At 73.5% G+C, this 15,984-nt stretch carries 15 protein-coding genes; 10 read left to right on the top strand and 5 right to left on the bottom strand.

Going from position 1 to position 15,984, the window contains the following annotated elements:
• Positions 1 to 95 precede the first annotated feature (95 nt).
• The 4 genes from acs (at position 96) to IF129_RS26275 (ending at position 4,156) form a co-directional block, all read left to right on the top strand.
• A complete protein-coding gene (gene acs, locus IF129_RS11005) occupies positions 96 to 2,057 on the top strand; it encodes an acetate--CoA ligase (protein ID WP_191209380.1) in 1,962 nt (653 codons plus the stop codon).
• A gap of 316 nt (positions 2,058 to 2,373) precedes the next feature.
• Complete coding sequence (locus IF129_RS11000) at positions 2,374 to 2,880, top strand: phage holin family protein (protein WP_191209379.1); 507 nt, start codon at positions 2,374 to 2,376, stop codon at positions 2,878 to 2,880.
• Positions 2,881 to 2,893: 13 nt separating this feature from the next.
• Positions 2,894 to 3,832 carry an alpha/beta fold hydrolase gene (locus IF129_RS10995; protein ID WP_191209378.1) on the top strand — a complete coding sequence of 313 codons (939 nt, stop codon included), beginning with the start codon at positions 2,894 to 2,896 and terminating at the stop codon, positions 3,830 to 3,832.
• 120 nt (positions 3,833 to 3,952) lie between these two features.
• On the top strand, positions 3,953 to 4,156 hold the full coding sequence (locus IF129_RS26275; RefSeq protein WP_224754741.1) for a hypothetical protein: 204 nt from the start codon (positions 3,953 to 3,955) through the stop codon (positions 4,154 to 4,156).
• A gap of 39 nt (positions 4,157 to 4,195) precedes the next feature.
• Here IF129_RS26275 and IF129_RS10990 read toward each other — a convergent pair whose 3' ends face one another.
• The 3 genes from IF129_RS10990 to nth all read right to left on the bottom strand — a co-directional run bounded on the left by IF129_RS10990 (position 4,196) and on the right by nth (position 7,150).
• A complete protein-coding gene (locus tag IF129_RS10990; RefSeq protein WP_191209377.1) occupies positions 4,196 to 5,395 on the bottom strand; it encodes a MarP family serine protease in 1,200 nt (399 codons plus the stop codon).
• Positions 5,396 to 5,561: 166 nt separating this feature from the next.
• On the bottom strand, positions 5,562 to 6,266 hold the full coding sequence (locus tag IF129_RS10985) for an NUDIX hydrolase (RefSeq protein ID WP_191209376.1): 705 nt from the start codon (positions 6,264 to 6,266) through the stop codon (positions 5,562 to 5,564).
• Positions 6,263 to 7,150, bottom strand: a complete 888-nt coding sequence (nth, locus tag IF129_RS10980) for an endonuclease III (protein WP_191209375.1) — start codon at positions 7,148 to 7,150, stop codon at positions 6,263 to 6,265. Before nth ends, IF129_RS10985 begins: the two co-directional genes overlap by 4 nt.
• 226 nt (positions 7,151 to 7,376) lie before the next feature.
• On the opposite strand from nth, the gene IF129_RS10975 reads away from it, so the two are divergent.
• The gene (locus IF129_RS10975; RefSeq protein WP_191209374.1) at positions 7,377 to 8,051 is read left to right on the top strand and encodes a Crp/Fnr family transcriptional regulator; all 675 of its coding nucleotides are present in this window, start codon (positions 7,377 to 7,379) and stop codon (positions 8,049 to 8,051) included.
• Positions 8,052 to 8,106: 55 nt separating this feature from the next.
• Here IF129_RS10975 and IF129_RS10970 read toward each other — a convergent pair whose 3' ends face one another.
• Both IF129_RS10970 and IF129_RS10965 read right to left on the bottom strand, forming a co-directional pair.
• Positions 8,107 to 8,937 (bottom strand): MBL fold metallo-hydrolase, encoded by an 831-nt coding sequence (locus IF129_RS10970; protein WP_191209373.1) that lies wholly within the window; start codon positions 8,935 to 8,937, stop codon positions 8,107 to 8,109.
• Complete coding sequence (locus tag IF129_RS10965; protein ID WP_191209372.1) at positions 8,934 to 9,809, bottom strand: NUDIX hydrolase; 876 nt, start codon at positions 9,807 to 9,809, stop codon at positions 8,934 to 8,936. The genes IF129_RS10970 and IF129_RS10965 overlap by 4 nt, the downstream gene beginning before the upstream one ends.
• Positions 9,810 to 9,913: 104 nt before the next feature.
• Here IF129_RS10965 and IF129_RS10960 point away from each other — a divergent pair, with 104 nt between their 5' ends.
• From IF129_RS10960 to IF129_RS26935, 5 genes are all read left to right on the top strand, one after another.
• A complete protein-coding gene (locus tag IF129_RS10960; protein ID WP_191209371.1) occupies positions 9,914 to 10,087 on the top strand; it encodes a hypothetical protein in 174 nt (57 codons plus the stop codon).
• 481 nt (positions 10,088 to 10,568) lie between these two features.
• The gene (locus IF129_RS10955; RefSeq protein ID WP_191209370.1) at positions 10,569 to 12,059 is read left to right on the top strand and encodes a conjugal transfer protein; all 1,491 of its coding nucleotides are present in this window, start codon (positions 10,569 to 10,571) and stop codon (positions 12,057 to 12,059) included.
• 181 nt (positions 12,060 to 12,240) lie between these two features.
• Positions 12,241 to 12,546 (top strand): hypothetical protein, encoded by a 306-nt coding sequence (locus tag IF129_RS10950; RefSeq protein WP_191209369.1) that lies wholly within the window; start codon positions 12,241 to 12,243, stop codon positions 12,544 to 12,546.
• A gap of 54 nt (positions 12,547 to 12,600) precedes the next feature.
• Positions 12,601 to 13,242 (top strand): hypothetical protein, encoded by a 642-nt coding sequence (locus IF129_RS10945; RefSeq protein WP_191209368.1) that lies wholly within the window; start codon positions 12,601 to 12,603, stop codon positions 13,240 to 13,242.
• A 3-nt stretch (positions 13,243 to 13,245) separates the two neighbouring features.
• Complete coding sequence (locus tag IF129_RS26935; protein ID WP_191209367.1) at positions 13,246 to 15,948, top strand: ATP-binding protein; 2,703 nt, start codon at positions 13,246 to 13,248, stop codon at positions 15,946 to 15,948.
• The last annotated feature ends 36 nt before the right edge of the window (positions 15,949 to 15,984 follow it).

The raw sequence follows: 15,984 nt of genomic DNA, 5'->3' as shown, positions 1-15,984 counted from the left end.
CTAAACCAATCATCGGGAAACCCTTGTCACACCCCCCGGCGAGCTGCTGAGGTATGAGCTGGGACACAGCGCACACCCTGGGAAAGGGAGATGTCGTGAGCAACGAAAGCCTGGCCAACCTGCTCAAGGAGGAGCGGAGGTTCGAGCCGCCGACCGAGCTGGCCGCCGCCGCCAACGTGACCGCCGACGCCTACGAGCGGGCGCGCGCCGACCGGCTGGGCTTCTGGGCGGAGCAGGCCCGCAGGCTGGACTGGGCCACCGAGCCCACCGAGACCCTCGACTGGTCGAACCCGCCGTTCGCCAAGTGGTTCCAGGACGGCGAGCTGAACGTCGCCCACAACTGCGTGGACCGCCACGTCCAGGCCGGGCACGGCGACCGGGTCGCCATCCACTTCGAGGGCGAACCGGGCGACAGCCGCACCATCACCTACGCCGACCTCCAGCGCGAGGTCTCCAGGGCGGCCAACGCCCTCACCGAGCTGGGCGTCCGGGCCGGGGACCGGGTGGCCATCTACCTGCCGATGATCCCCGAGGCCGTGTTCGCGATGCTGGCCTGCGCCCGCCTCGGAGCGCCCCACTCCGTGGTCTTCGGCGGCTTCTCCGCCGACGCGCTGGCGACCCGCATCCAGGACGCCCAGGCCCGCGTCGTCATCACCTCCGACGGCGGCTACCGCAAGGGCGGGGCCAGCCCGCTGAAGCCCGCCGTGGACGAGGCGCTGACCCGCCCCGGCACGGAGGACGTCCGCAGCGTCGTCGTCGTGCGCCGCACCGGCCAGGACGTCGACTGGACCGAGGGCCGGGACGTGTGGTGGCACGAGCTGGTGGACCGGCAGAGCGAGGAGCACACCCCGCAGGCGTTCGGCGCGGAGCAGCCGCTGTTCATCCTCTACACCTCCGGCACGACCGGGAAGCCCAAGGGCATCCTGCACACCAGCGGGGGGTACCTGACCCAGGCCGCCTACACCCACCACGCCGTCTTCGACCTCAAGCCCGAGTCGGACGTCTTCTGGTGCACCGCCGACATCGGCTGGGTGACGGGCCACTCGTACATCGTCTACGGCCCGCTGGCCAACGGGGCGACCCAGGTCATGTACGAGGGCACGCCCGACTCCCCGCACAAGGGCCGCTGGTGGGAGATCGCCGAGAAGTACGGCGTCACGATCTTCTACACGGCGCCCACGGCGATCCGCGCCTGCATGAAGTGGGGCGACGACATCCCGGCGAAGTACGACCTCTCCGCGCTGCGGATCCTGGGCTCGGTGGGCGAGCCGATCAACCCCGAGGCGTGGGTCTGGTACCGCGAGCACATCGGCGGCGGCCGCACGCCGGTCGTCGACACCTGGTGGCAGACGGAGACGGGCAGCATCATGATCAGCCCGCTGCCGGGCGTCACCGCCACCAAGCCCGGCTCCGCCCAGGTCCCGCTGCCGGGCATCGCGGCGACGGTGGTGGACGACGAGGCCCGCGAGGTGCCCGACGGCAGCGGCGGCTACCTCGTGCTGACCGAGCCGTGGCCGTCGATGCTGCGCACCATCTGGGGTGACGACCAGCGCTACCTGGACACCTACTGGGCACGCTTCGAGAACCGCTACTTCGCCGGTGACGGCGCGAAGAAGGACGACGACGGCGACATCTGGCTGCTCGGCCGCGTCGACGACGTCATGCTGGTCTCGGGGCACAACATCTCCACCACGGAGGTGGAGTCGGCCCTGGTGTCGCACCCCTCGGTCGCCGAGGCGGCCGTCGTCGGGGCGGCGGACCCGCAGACGACGCAGTCGATCTGCGCGTTCGTCATCCTGCGCGGTACGGCGGCCGAGAGCGAGGGGCTGGTCGACGAGCTGCGGGCGCACGTGGCTCAGCAGCTCGGTCCGATCGCCAAGCCCAAGCGCGTCCTGGCGGTCGCGGAGCTGCCGAAGACGCGGTCCGGCAAGATCATGCGCCGTCTCCTGCGGGACATCGCCGAGGACCGCCAGCTCGGGGACGTCACCACGCTGACCGACCCCTCCGTCATGGGATTGATCCAGGAGAAGCTGCCCAGCGCCCCCGGCGAGGACTGACGGCGGGCGCGCGGCCCCGGGGGGTTCCGGGGCGCGGGCCGAGGAGGTGCCGGGACGCGTGGGCGTCCCGGCACCTTCGCCGTTCCGCTGGGGGTGGCCGGGGTGCGGGGTGCCGCATATCGGGCGGTACGCAGGGGTACGCGCGGCGACGGGAGCCCCCGGCGGGCACGGCGGCGGGTCGAAACGCGGAGCCGGACGCGGCGGGGGGCGGGCCCGTCCGGCATGCTGATACCCCGGGTACCACGGGTACCCGTGGTAGTGGTGTGACCCGACCGACGGAACGACACGCTGAGAGAAGTCAGCCAAGGAGTGAGCGATGAGCGATGCCCAGGAGGGGCGCAGCCTCGGCCAGTTGGTCGCCTCGGCGACGTCCGAGTTGTCGGCGCTGGTGCACGAGGAGATCGCGCTGGCGAAGACGGAGATGCGGCAGTCCGTCGCGCGCGGCGTCGCCGGCAGCGGTGCGATCATCGTCGCGGGTGTGCTGGCGCTCTTCTCCGTGCCGGTCTTCAGCTTCGCGCTGGCGTACTGGCTGGAGGCGTGGTGGAAGATCCCGCTCGCGGTCGCGCTGGCGATCGTCGGTGCCCTGATGCTGGTGTTCGCGGTGGTGTGCGGGCTGGTGGCGAAGTCGCTGCTGAAGAAGATCCAGGCGCCGAAGCGGTCCATCGCCTCGGCGAAGGAGTCGGCGGCCGTGCTGTCGAACGCCAAGCCGCACCCGCGCGCCGGGGCCGGGGAGCGTCCGGCGCCGGGGCCGGTCCCGGTGTCCTCGGCCGACCGGGAACCCGCCGTGGGGGCCGGGTCGGGCGGCGCGACGCTGGAGAAGTGACAGACTCCTCGCTATGACCGACCCCGCCTCACCCGGCCCCTCCGTCCCGGCGCTCGACGGCCCCTGGACGCACCGGGACGTCGCCGCCAACGGCGCCCGCTTCCACATCGCCGAGTTGGGCGACGGCCCGCTGGTCCTGCTCGTGCACGGCTTCCCGCAGTTCTGGTGGACCTGGCGCCACCAGCTGACGGCGCTGGCCGACGCGGGCTACCGGGCCGTGGCGATGGACCTGCGGGGCGTGGGCGGCAGCGACCGCACGCCGCGCGGGTACGACCCGTCGAACCTCGCGCTGGACATCACCGGCGTGGTGCGTTCGCTGGGCGAGCCGGACGCGGCGCTGGTCGGCCACGACCTCGGCGGCTACCTGGGCTGGACGGCCGCCGTGATGCGTCCGAAGCTGATCCGGCGGCTGGCCGTCGTCTCGATGCCCCACCCCCGGCGCTGGCGTGCGTCGATGCTGCGCGACGTCAGGCAGAGCACCGCCGGTTCGCACATCTGGGGCTTCCAGCGGCCGTGGGTGCCGGAGCGGCAGCTCGTGGCGGACGAGGGCGCCCTCGTGGGCCGTCTGGTGCGGGAGTGGGCGGGGCCGCGGGTGTCCGCCGCGTTCGACGACGAGGTGCTCGACGTCTACCGGCGGGCCATGTGCATCCCGTCGACCGCGCACTGCTCGGTCGAGCCCTACCGCTGGCTGGTGCGCTCGCTCGCCCGTCCGGACGGCCTCCAGTACTACCGCCGGATGAAACGCCTGGTCCGGGTGCCGACGCTGCACCTGCACGGCTCCCTCGACCCGGTGCTGCGCACGCGCAGCGCGGCCGGGTCCGGGCAGTACGTCGAGGCGCCCTACCGGTGGCGGCTCTTCGACGGGCTGGGGCACTTCCCGCACGAGGAGGACCCGGTGGCGTTCAACACGGAGCTGGTCGACTGGCTGAAGGACCCCGAGCCGGACCGCTGACCGGGCCGGCCGGATCCTTCCGACGGTCGGCCGCCCGGGCCGACACGTGACCGGCGCATAGGCCGATCGGGTGGGACTTTTCGCGGTTACCCGCGCCACCGGGCGGGCACAGTCGGAGGTATGGGCTGGACGCACGACCAACGTGACGTGTCTCGCAACATCCGTGGCAGGGGGGCCGGTTCGTACCCGGCCGGACGGGCGGTGCATCATCCCCGCGTCCTGCGCGAGCCGCGCGAGGGGGGCGATCCCGGAATCGGCATTCCCCGCATCCTGGGCCGCCGCGCCCGCTGGGTGGGCGCCCGGTTGCGCCATCCGCGCGGCTGACCCCGCCACGGCGCGGGCGGCGGTCTCACCTCGCGGGTCTCACATCGCGCAGCCCTGGCTGTCCACCGGACGCCCGGCGGCGCGGCCCCGGGTGACGTTCTCGCGGACCTCGTCCAGCGTCAGGGCGTAGCCGGTCTGCGGGTCGTCGAGGGACTTGGCGAAGACGACGCCGTACACCTCGCCCTGTGGCGTGAGCAGCGGCCCGCCGGAGTTCCCCTGCCGGACGACGGTGCGCAGGGAGTAGACGTCGCGCCGGACGGTGCCGCGGTGGTAGATGTCGGGGCCCTTGGCCTGGACGCGGCCGCGGACCCGGGCCGAGCGGGCGTCGAAGCCGCCGTTCTCGGGGAAGCCGGCGACGACGGCGCCGTCGCCGGTGGTCGCGTCGCCGTCGGAGAGCTTCAGGGCGGGCGCGTCGAGGCCCGGTACGTCGAGCACGGCGACGTCGCGCTCCCAGTCGTAGAGGACGACCCGCGCGTCGTAGAGCCGTCCTTCCCCGCCGACCTGGACCGTCGGCTCGTCGACTCCGCCGACGACGTGGGCGTTGGTCATGACGCGCTCGGGGTGGAAGACGAAGCCCGTGCCCTCCAGCGCCTTGGCGCAGCTGGGGGCGGTTCCGGTGATCTTGACGATCGAGCCCCTGGCCCGGTCCACGGCGGAACTCGTGGCGAGCTGCGGGTCGGGCGCGGGGACGTCGGTGATCGGTTCGTTGGCGAACGGGGAGAACACCTGGGGGAAGCCGTTCTGCCCGAGGACGGTGCTGAACCCCGTGAACCAGGTGTTCGCCTGCCGCGGCATCGCCTGCGACACGCTGTGCAGCACGACGGAGCCCCGCACCTCGCGGCCGAGCGTGGACAGCGACGTCTTCGCCAGCTCGGAGCCGATCAGCCAGGCGACGAACAGCAGGGCCACGACGTGCACCAGGGCCCCGCCGGAGGCGTCCAGGGCCCGGGCGGGCGACCAGGTGATGTGGCGGCGGACGCGGTTCCCCAGCTGCGTGGTGAACGCCTGCCCGACGGAGGCGCACACGATGACGATGACGACGGCGGCGACCGCCTGCCAGGTCCCGGCCGCCGCACCCCCGCTCAGCTCGCTCCACAGCGGCGGCAGCAGCATGACGGCGACCAGCCCGCCGCCGAGGAAGCCGGCGACGGAGAGCACGCCGACGACGAAGCCCTGCCGGTAGCCGATGACGGCGAACCACAGGGCCGCGAGCACCAGCAGGATGTCCAGCACGTTCACCGTGTCAGCCTCGCCTCGTTCGCCGTCTCACCACGTGCGCGCGCGTCGCCGAGGGCCGTCGTCGACGTGCGCCGTCTCTTCGTCGTCCGCATCAGCAGCACCGTATGCACCATCCGTCCCGGCCGCACTGCGGACCTCCGCCGCGGACCGCCGCGCGGCGGGTGGCTCAGGGGGACCGGTCCAGCGGTATGCGCCGCCCGGCGTCCCAGGGCCGCTCCCAGCCGGAGTAGTGCAGGATGCGGTCGATCACGCCGGCCGTGAAGCCCCACACGAGACTGCCGCGCACCTGGAAGCACGGGCCGCGGTAGCCGCTGGGATGCACGACGGTGCCGCGGTTGTCGGGGTCGGCCAGCTCGTGCACGGGGACGGTGAACACCCGTGCCGTCTCCCCGACGTCCACGACCTGCACGGGTGTGCGGTCCCGCCACCAGCCCAGCACGGGCGTGACGACGAATCCGCTCACCGGGATGTAGAGCTTGGGCAGCACGCCGAACACCTGGACGCCCGCCGGGTCGAGCGCCGTCTCCTCCTGGGCCTCCCGCAGCGCGGCCCGCAGCGGGCCGTCGCCCTGCGGGTCGCCGTCCTCCGGGTCGAGGGCGCCGCCGGGGAAGGAGGGCTGACCGGCGTGCGACCGCAGGGTGCTGGACCGCTCCATGAGCAGCAGGTCGGCTCCCGGGGCGCCGTCGGGTCCGGCCACCTCGCCGAACAGCACGAGCACGGCGGACTGCCGCCCACCGGTGGCCGGGGGCAGGAAGCGGCTCAGCTGCTCGGGGCGGACCGTCGCGACGGCCTCGGCGACCGGCTCCAGCCAGGTGGGGATGCCGTCCGCGCTGACCAGGACGGGCGCGCCGTCCGTCTCCGGGACCCTCACCGGGCCGCCCCCGGATCGGCGGGCTGGTCGGCGGAGGGGCCGGGGGCGGGCCGGCCGGGGTAGTCGGCCGGGGGCCGCAGCCGCTGGCCGGGCTGCCCGCCCATCTCGTACTTGAGCAGCTTCCGCGCCTTCTCCGGGTCCGTCTCGCCCTCCCCGTAGGCGGGGCACAGCTCGGCGATCGGGCAGGCGCCGCAGGCGGGCTTGCGGGAGTGGCAGACGCGGCGGCCGTGGAAGATCGTGCGGTGCGAGAAGTCCGTCCACTCCTTCTTCGGGATGATCTCCGCGATCTCGGCCTCGACGCGGTCGGGGTCGGTCTGGTCGGTGAGGCCCCAGCGGCGCACGAGGCGGCCGAAGTGGGTGTCGACGGTCAACCCGGGGACGCCGAAGGCGTTGCCGAGGACGACGAACGCCGTCTTGCGGCCGACGCCGGGGAGCTTCACGAGCTCCTCCAGCGTCCCGGGCACCTCGCCCGCGAAGTCGTCCCGCAGCGCCGCCGAGAGCCCGATCAGCGACTTCGTCTTGTTGCGGAAGAAGCCGGTGGGGCGGATCAGCTCCTCCAGCAGCTCCGGGTCGGCCGCCGCCATGTCCTCGGGGGCCGGGTAGGCGGCGAAGAGGGCGGGCGTCGTCTGGTTGACCCGCAGGTCCGTCGTCTGGGCCGACAGGACGGTGGCGACGAGGAGCTGGAAGGGGTTGTCGAAGTCCAGCTCGGGGTGGGCGTAGTAGTAGACGTCGGCCAGCTCGCGGTTGATGCGACGCGCCCGGCGGACCATGCCCAGCCGGGTCTCGGGCTTCGCGCGGGCACCCTTCCGTCGTCCCGGGCTCGCCGCCTTCGACCGGTTGGCGGAACCACGTTCGCCCCGGGCGGAACCACCGGAAGCGCTCACCCGTCCGGCCCCCTCTCCTGTGCTCTCACTGGGCTATCGACCACCCGGCCAGCGTACGGGGGCGGGCCGACATTCGCCGTTGACCCGGACCAATCCCTGCCCGTTCGCACCCCTGCCTCACACTGTGAGGGCCCGGTGCGTCAAACTTGTGATTGATCGCACTGTTTCAGACGTCCGGCATCATGGGCCCCGTACCCTCATGCGCAGGTCGACAAGGAGAACACTCGTGGACGACGTTCTGCGGCGCGCCCCGCTGTTCGCGGCGCTGGATGAAGAGCAGGCGGCTGAGCTGCGTGCCTCCATGTCAGAGACGACGCTGGCCCGAGGCGAGGCCCTTTTCCACGAGGGCGACCCCGGCGACCGGCTCTACGTCGTCACCGAGGGGAAGGTGAAGCTGCACCGCAGCTCCCCCGACGGCCGGGAGAACATGCTCGCCGTCCTCGGTCCCGGCGAGCTCATCGGTGAGCTGTCCCTCTTCGACCCGGGCCCGCGCACGGCCACGGCCAGCGCGCTGACCGAGGTGAAGCTGCTGGGCCTGGGGCACGGCGACCTCCAGCCGTGGCTGAACGTGCGGCCCGAGGTGGCCTCCGCGCTGCTGCGCGCCGTGGCCCGCCGGCTGCGCCGCACCAACGACTCCATGTCGGACCTGGTCTTCTCCGACGTGCCCGGCCGCGTGGCCAAGGCCCTGCTGGACCTCTCCCGCCGGTTCGGCGTGCAGTCCGAGGAGGGCATCCACGTCGTCCACGACCTCACCCAGGAGGAGCTGGCCCAGCTCGTCGGCGCCTCCCGGGAGACGGTCAACAAGGCGCTCGCCGACTTCGCCAGCCGGGGCTGGCTGCGGCTGGAGGCGCGTGCGGTGATCCTGCTCGACGTCGAGCGGCTGGCCAAGCGCTCCCGCTGACGGCCGCCGCCCCACCGGCCGCCGCGGCCCCGGTGGCCGAACCGCCGGGGCCGGGTCACACGAGGCCGTGTTCCTCCAGGTAGTCGAGCTGGGCCAGGACGGACAGCTCGGCGGCGGGCCACAGGCTCCGGTCGACGTCCGCGTAGACGTGGGCGACGACCTCGGCGGCGGTGCGCAGGCCGTTCTCCACCGCCGTCTCCACCTGGGCCAGCCGCTTCGCGCGGTGCACGAGGTAGTAGTCGATGGCGCCCTGGGCGTCGCCGAGGACGGGCCCGTGGCCGGGGAGGATCGTCGAGACGCCGTCGTCCACGGCGAGGGAGCGCAGCCGCCGCAGCGAGTCCAGGTAGTCGCCGAGCCGGCCGTCGGGGTGGGCGACGACCGTCGTGCCGCGCCCGAGGACGGTGTCCCCGGTGATGACGGCGGCGTCGGCCGGGAGGTGGAAGCTCAGCGAGTCCCGGGTGTGGCCGGGCGTCGGGACGACGTGCAGCTCCAGGCCGCCCGTCGTCACCACGTCCCCGACGCCGAGCCCCTCGTCGCCCAAACGCAGGGCGGGGTCGAGCGCGCGGACGTTCGACCCGGTCAGCTCGGCGAACCGGGCGGCGCCTTCGGCGTGGTCGGGGTGGCCGTGGGTGAGCAGGGTGAGCGCCACCCGCCTCCCGTCGCGTTCCACCGTGGCGACGACCTCGCGCAGGTGGCCCTCGTCGAGCGGCCCGGGGTCGATGACGACGGCGTCGCGGGCGTCCGGCTCGGCGACGATCCAGGTGTTGGTGCCGTCCAGCGTCATCGCGGACGGGTTGGGCGCCAGGACGCAGCGGGCCCGCCGCGTCGCCGGTCCGCTGACCACGGCTCCGCGCGGCTGCCCCGGAAGCTCGGCGGCGTTCGTCATCGGGGGAGGATCCTCTTCTCGAACTCCTCGTGCCCGGGCCAGCTGAGCACGATCTCCTCACCCTCCAGTGTGACCTCGGCCAGGACCGGCGTCAGGTCGCGTCCGGCGGACGCGGTGAGGGCGTCGGCCGCCGCGTCGAGCCCCGCCAGGTCGCGGAGGGTGGCGATGGTGGGCGGCATCATCAGCAGCTCGCCCCGGTCGTACCCGGCGGCCGCGTCGGCGGGGGCGGTCCACACCGTGCGGTCGGCCTCGGTGGAGGCGTTGCGGGTGCGCTGGCCCGGTGGCAGGGCGGCGACGAAGAACCAGGTGTCGTAGCGGCGCTCCTCGAACTCCGGCGTGATCCAGCGGGCCCACGCGCCGAGGAGGTCGCTGCGCAGGACGAGATCGCGGCGGGCGAGGAACGCGGCGAAGGACAGTTCGCGCTCGACGAGGGCCCGGCGGTCGGCCTCCCAGTCGGCGCCGGTGGTGTCCGCGACGACGGTCCGCGCGTCCGGGCCGGCGAGCAGGACGCCCGCCTCCTCGAAGGTCTCCCGCACCGCCGCGCAGACGACGGCCTGGGCCTCGGCGGGGCCGACTCCGAGGCGGTCCGCCCAGGCGGTGCGGTCCGGACCGCCCCAGCGGACCTCCGCCTCGTCGCGCGGGTCGACGGCGCCGCCGGGGTAGGCGTAGGCGCCGCCGGCGAAGGCCATCGACGCCCGGCGGCGGATCATGTGCACCTCGGGCCCGGTCCGCGTCCCGGCGCCGTCGCGCAGGAGCATGACGGTGGCGGCCCGCCGGGGCACCACGGGGGTGAGCTCGCCGCGCCGGTGGGCGCGGATGCGGTCCGGCCACGTCGGCGGGTACCACTGACCGTTCGGGCCGTTGTTCGCCATGGCCGGATCGTACGGCCCCGGGGTGCGGAGGGGCGAGGGGCGGCCCGAGATGCCGGATTGCTCCGTTCGGGCGACAGTGGAGGGACGACGAGGAGGGGCAGGCCATGTCCAAGAAGCACCGGCAGGACCGTGGCGGCTTCGCCGAGCAGGAGAGCTCGAAGAACGCCGCCTTCCGGCAGCACACCCGGCAGGCGATGCGCGAGGCGTGGGGCGGCGGGAACGCCAAGCACCACGGCAAGACGCAGAAGGCGACCGTCAAGCACCGCGGCAACCGCTGACCCGCCGGGCGGCACGGCGGCGCGGTCGCCGGACGCGCCCCCACACCTCGGTCGGCCCCCGGTGCGAGGTGGGGAGCGGGCGTGGTGCGACGACGTCGCGGCACCGCTCGGGACGATGACCCGCGCCCCGGCGCCGGAGACCGTGCCCGGTCCCGGCGCCGCTTGTGCGGCCGTCCTCAGGTCGGCGGACGGACGGGCGCCGGCCCGCCCCCGCGGCCACGCGTCCGTCGGGCCCGGACGCCCCCGAGGGTGCCTCCTCGACGTCAACCACCCTGTCGCGCGGGGGTGCTGAAAAGGTCTCAGTCCTGCTGCAGCCCTGGGCGCACGACGACCGACCAGGGACGATGTCGGCACCGGGCCCTATACTGACCAGTGTATAGACAGAGAAGCCCGGGGGGTCCACGCTGACCAGCGCGCCGACGCCGCCCGCGAACCGTTCGTGCGTTCCGTGCCGGAGCGCGGTGGCAGTGAAGGGGACACCGTGACCACGCCGCCCCAGGGCAGCACGCAGCCGCCGGAGGAACCCCGCCGAGCCGCGCACGGCGGCGCCCCCGCCGAGCAGGACGGCCGCGCGCAGGCGCACCTGCCGCCCCTGACCGAGGACATGGTCATCCGGCGACGGACCGGCCCGTCCGAGCGGGTGCGGGGGCTCGCGGGCCGGCGGAAGCAGCTGTCGGAGCCCGCCCCGCCGGGCGAGGCGTGGACGCCGACGGTACGCGCCGAGCCCGCCCCCTCGCTCCCGGAGCCCGGGACCGGCACGGCCGACGGCACGGCGGGCGACCGGGGCGGCCGGGGCCGGAAGGGGCGCACGGGCGGAAAGGGACGCGACCGGCGCGGGCGGCGGCCTGCGGGCCGCGAGGGGAAGCGGAAGCGCGCGCCGGAGACGGCCGACGCCCCGGGTGACGGCGGAACGGCGGGGACGTCGGGCAAGGCGCCCAAGGGCCGCGTCGTCTCGCCCGCCCGGAAGTGGGCGGGGGCGCGTCGGCCGGTGATGGCACGCCGGTTCCTGGGCGTCCTGGCCGTCCTGCTGCTGTTCTTCCTGACCGTCACCGTGAACGGCAAGGCCACGCCCGCCGACGTGCGGGCGATCGTGGACGGGCAGGCCGAGCCGGAGCAGGACACCTTCCCCGACGGGGCGGCGCAGCTGTGGGCCGCCCCGGTCGTCAAGGCCTTCGCCACCTACGACGCGGAACTCGCCGAGCAGCGTTCCCAGGCCCTCGCCCCGTACGCGATCAACGGCCTGGACCCGCAGCTCGGCTGGAACGGCTCGGGACGGCAGAGCGTGCTCGACATGGTGATCGGCCGGGACGTCCAGCGGACCGGGGAGGACCGGGGGACGGTGCACGCGACCGTGCAGATCCAGGACGGCTCCTGGCGGTGCGTCGCCGTCCCGCTGTACGTGGCGCGGCGCGAGGGCACGACGTCCTTCGGACTCACCGGAGCACCCGTCTACACGTCGTGCTCGGGCATCACCACGCCGCCGGAGCGCCAGGGCGGGGCGGACAACGACACCGAGCTCGCCGCGACGTTCGCCACCGAGCTGCTGCCGCCCTTCATGGCCGCGTGGCAGCAGGGCGACAAGACGAACCTCAAGCGCTACCTGCTGCCCGGGGTCACGTCGTTCGGTCTCGGCGGCGCCTTCACCGGCTCGGGGACGGGCGGCCGCCCCACCGTCGACGACGTGTTCGTGCCGGTGCCGAAGAAGGGCGGGTCGGGCGACCGCCGCACGGTGACGTTCACCGTGACGATGCTGGGCCTCGACGGCGAGTCGGCGCAGACCTCGCGGTACTCGGTCGCGGCGCAGCGGAAGGACGGCCAGTGGTACTTCGCCGGTGACCCGACGCCGCCGGTGGGCGGCACGGTGGGCGGCGGCGGGGGTGTGCCGGAGGTACGGCCCACGGAGGGGCCCGCGGACCTGTTCTCGCCGAGTCAGTCGCCGACCGCCTCTCCGGAGGGGAATCCCGCCGATTGAGCGGCGCTGACCGCATCCGGAGACCGCTGCTCAACGTCTATACACAAGAACGCCACACCGGTCCGCTCACCCGCGGACCGCGCGGACCGTCGCGCCGACCGGGCCGCCCTCATCGGCAGGGCCCCGGTCAACCGAGGGGGCGCCCCCGGCGCACGCCCCACAGGAGAGGACAGAAGGACACATGCTCCAGCAGACGATGAACGGCATACCGGCCGGCGCGCACACCGTCCTGGCCGCCCCCGGCGGCGTGGTCACCACGGCGGAGACCTACGGCAAGGCGATCCTCGCCATCACCGTGATCCTCGCCCTGGTCACCGCCTTCTTCAGCGAGAGCCAGCGCAAGTGGGTCGTGGTGGGCAGCATCGTGCTCATCGGCGGCTTCACGTTCATGATCGTCGGTGCGCCCGAGGAGACGCTGGGCGACATCGGCGGCTTCATCAAGACCAACGTCTGGGACCCGATGCTCGGGACCGGGGAAGCGGTGTGACCCGGCTGACGGGGACGGACCGGTGGCGCGGGCAGTGACGGGGAGGGAGGGGTGATGGAGGACGAGCGGATCACCCTGCGCGACTACACCGAGGCGTTCAAGGTCAAGAAGGCGCTGCGCAGGGTCGGGAAGGCGAACGTCCCGCTCAAGGAGGGGCTGTTCGTCGACGACATCAAGGTCTTCGGCATCACCCTGGTCGTCTGGCTCCTCACCTACACCATGGTGCTCGCCCCACCGATCCGGGCGGCGGCGGCCTTCCTCGGGACGAGCCCTCCCGTCGGCCTGCCGTACCTCCTCATCCTGTTCACCCCTCCGCTGGTCGCGGCCATGGCGTCCCGCCGTCCCGTCCGGCACAACCTGGGCATTTTCGGGCTCGTGCGCGCCCTGTGGCGGGATTTGCTCGACGATCCGGTGCACCGGCGGGGTGTGCCCGTCCGCAAGGGACACGGCGCGCCGCGCCACCACGTCACGGTGTGGCGGGCCTGCCCGGACGTCCTGCCGAAGCTGGCGTCCCGGCTGCCGCTCCCGAACGGCTACAGCCGCGGCGCCACGCCCGTGCGGACCCCGGAGGAGACGCGGGCGGGGGTGCGGGCGGAACACCCCGCCGACCCGCCCACCGGGCCGGCGGCGGCCCCCGGGGCCCGTGACCGGCGGGCACCGGCCGAAGACTTCCTCATCACGGCGCGGAGGGCCTGACCTGTGAAGAACGTGACGTCCCGGCTCAGGCCGGAGGGCTACCAGGCCCCGTCGCGGATCGGGTACCGGTACCTGGACGACCGGATCATGCTCGACCGCGACGGCGCCTACACGCTCGTCAGCGTGCCGACGCGCAGCTGGGAGCTGATGAGCCCGCTCGACAAGCGGGCCGCCCTCGCCCAGATGTACGCCACGCTGTCCGGGCTGCCGCGCGGCGCCGCACACCACACGCGGCTGATCACCACGGAGTTCCCGTTCAACGCCGACCTGTGGGCCGAGCGGCTGGACGAGCGGACCCAGCGGCACGGCATCCCGGCCAAGGGCTGGCCCCTGCTGCTCGCCGACGTCCGCGAGCGCATCAACGCGGCGGACTGGCCGATCAAGCGCGTCTACCTCGTCGTCCGCCTGGGCGACCGGGCGTCCTACGACGGCGCCTGGGGCCGCGTCCAGCGCCTGCTGGACCAGGTGCGCAAGCCCCTGGACCTCGACGACGAGATGCCGTCGCCGGCGGAGGTCGCGGTCTGGCACGACGCCGCCGACGACGTCCGCGACACGCTGCGCGGCTCGCCGCTGCGCTGCCGGCCCGTGGGACGGCAGGAGGCGGAGATGCTGCTCCTCCACCTCACCCACCCGGGTCTGCCCGCGCCCGACCCGTCCGCCGTGGCGCCCCAGCGCTACGGGCCCGGCGAGCTGCAGGCCCTGTGCGGCGGCGAGGTCACCCGCGAGCCGCTGGGCCGCATCGGCAAGTACCAGTACAAGTGCCTGCGCCACGAGACCGTCACCGGCACCTCGTACCAGCTGTGGTTCGCGCTCTCCGTCGGGCCGGACGAGGTCAACTTCCCCGGCACGCTCTGGCTCAACGGCACCGAGGCGCTGCCCTTCCCCGTCGTCCAGTCGGTCGGCTTCGAGGTCCAGGAGCTGTCCGACACGCGCAAGGACGCCGACCGGGCCCTGCGCAACATCGAGGAGCAGTTCTTCAACGACGAGGAGGCCGGGGTCGCCACCGACCTCACGTACCACCAGAAGAAGGAGATGGTCACCCAGATGAAGTTCCTGGTGGACCAGCACCGCACGCCGTTCCTGCGGATGCGGGCCCTCTTCGGCGTCTCCGCCACCGACAAGGAGCTCCTGCGCGACCGTGCCCGCGACCTCGTCCGCGCCATGCGGGAGAGCGGGTACACGATGGACGCACCGCCCACCCACCAGAAGTTCTTCTTCTACGAGTCCCTGCCCGGCGGCCGGACCCGGGACTCCGACTACATCCGCCGCGTGCCGCTGGACTACCTCGCCGCCGGCATGCCTCACATCTCCCCCTCCGTCGGGGACGGCGAGGGGCTCTACCAGGGCTACACGATCGGCCCCGGCGGCCAGCCGGCCGAGCCCGTCTTCCTGGACCACATGCTGTACGCGACGGCCTCCCAGCTCGCGCCCACCGAGGGCGTGCCGGGCGACCCGGGCGGCGGCAAGACCGTCAGCCGGGGCCTGAAGCCGGTCTGGGAGGACGCCCTGCGCGGGATCACCCAGATCGTCTGGGACCCCAAGGGCGACTACCTGGTGCTCAAGAAGTACGCGGAGGAGCTCGGTCTCAACCCGGACAAGGTCCTGTGCATCAACATCTACGACGCCGAGCCCGGCGTCCTGGACCCGGCGGCCCAGGCGGAGAACCCGGAGGAGGCCGCGCAGCTGATGCGCGAGACGCTGCTGCGGCTCATCCCCGACCTGCTCGCCGGGCAGAACGGCAGCGACTTCGGCGACGTCGTGCGGCAGGCCGTCGGCGCGGCCGTCGCCGAGGGGAACGGCACCACCTACCTCATGCGCGTCGTGGAGATCCTGGAGGCGTGGGAGAAGCTGCCGCCGTCGCCGACCAACATCAACCAGGAGCGGTGCCGCCAGTTCTCCGGCTCGCCGGGGCGTCGCTTCCGCGAGGTCTCGGGCACCCGGCTCGGGCAGCTCGTCTTCGGGCGGGCGACGCGGCCCTTCCGCATCCCGGTCGGCTACACCGTCATCTTCTGCACGCTCGGTCTGCAGATGCCCGATCCGGGCAAGACGCCGGAGAGCATGTCCGAGCGGGAGCTGCTGTCCGACGTGATCGCCGGCCTCATGGCCGACAACACCTGGAACATCATGGCCACGCTCGACCCGGCCATCCCGAAGGCCATCACCTGGGACGAGTGGCACACCAGCAAGGACAACCCCCGGGCGCGCACGCTCGTCGACCGCATCAAGCGGCTCGGCCGGTCCCGGAACACCTTCCTGCGCCTGATCTCGCAGTCCGCGGCCGACTTCGACTCCAGCTTCGTCACGGGTGTGTGGGCCTTCGGCACCACGTCGAAGGAGGAGGCGGCGAAGACGTGCGCGTTCCTGGGCGTGGAACCGGACGACGACAACACGGGCGTGGTCCTCGGGCTCGGCAGCGGCGAGAAGGGCGTGTGCGTCGTCAAGGACCGCACGGGCAAACTCGCCCGGGTGAAGGTCGAGTTCATCTACGACTTCGTGCTCGACATCTTCGACACCAACCCGGAGAAGGACCCGGACAAGATGGCCCGCATCATCGCCGAGATCTTCGGCGACGAGGCCGCGGCGGCCCGGCAGCGCATCGACCGTCCGAAGGACGACGACGCCGTCTCACTGGAGAAGGCCGGGACGGGCGGCGGTCCGCCGGACGACGACCCGGTGCCCACGGCGGCCCTGTTCGAGCGGGGGTGATCCGGGGCGGTGGGTCGTCCCGACGCGGCTCCCGCG

The sequence above is a fragment of the Streptomyces chumphonensis genome, assembly GCF_014779715.1.
In the GTDB taxonomy this organism is placed as follows: domain Bacteria; phylum Actinomycetota; class Actinomycetes; order Streptomycetales; family Streptomycetaceae; genus Streptomyces; species Streptomyces chumphonensis.
The sequence above is the reverse complement of the archived record's forward strand: the minus strand, read 5'-3'. Positions and strand labels throughout refer to the sequence as shown.